Source organism: Limosilactobacillus reuteri subsp. simiae, from assembly GCF_020784875.1.
Lineage (GTDB): Bacteria > Bacillota > Bacilli > Lactobacillales > Lactobacillaceae > Limosilactobacillus > Limosilactobacillus reuteri_H.
The window spans coordinates 1-375 of sequence record NZ_JAJGUI010000036.1 but is presented as its reverse complement, the minus strand read 5'-3'; the positions used below and the strand labels follow the sequence as shown (position 1 = coordinate 375).

Sequence of the window (375 nt, the reverse complement as noted above, 5' to 3'; positions counted from 1 at the left end):
CCAGTTTCTAGAAAAGCGCTTGAAAGTTAAAGTGAACCCAGATAAAACCAAAGTCGGTAGCCCTCTACGGTTGAAGTTTCTTGGCTTTTCGTTGGGTGTAGACCACAATGGGGCCTACGCCCGTCCAGCTAAACAATCGCAACAACGAGTAAAGAAAGCACTGAAGTTATTAACTAAACGTAATCGTGGAATATCTCTGACAAGAATGTTTGAAGAAATTCATCGAAAAATGCGTGGGTGGCTTCAGTACTACTCAATTGGGAAACTAACTAACTTTATTCAACGCCTCGACAAGTGGTTGAGGGTCCGAATAAGGCAGTATATCTGGAAGCAATGGAAAAAGTTTAAAACTAAGGTAACTAACTTACAGAAGTT

1 protein-coding gene is annotated in these 375 nt (G+C 40.8%); it reads left to right on the top strand.

The genetic code is table 11. The annotated features are described in order from the left end of the window. The coding region (locus LMC10_RS01300) for a group II intron maturase-specific domain-containing protein (RefSeq protein WP_324294079.1) at positions 1–375 on the top strand (375 nt) is incomplete at both ends.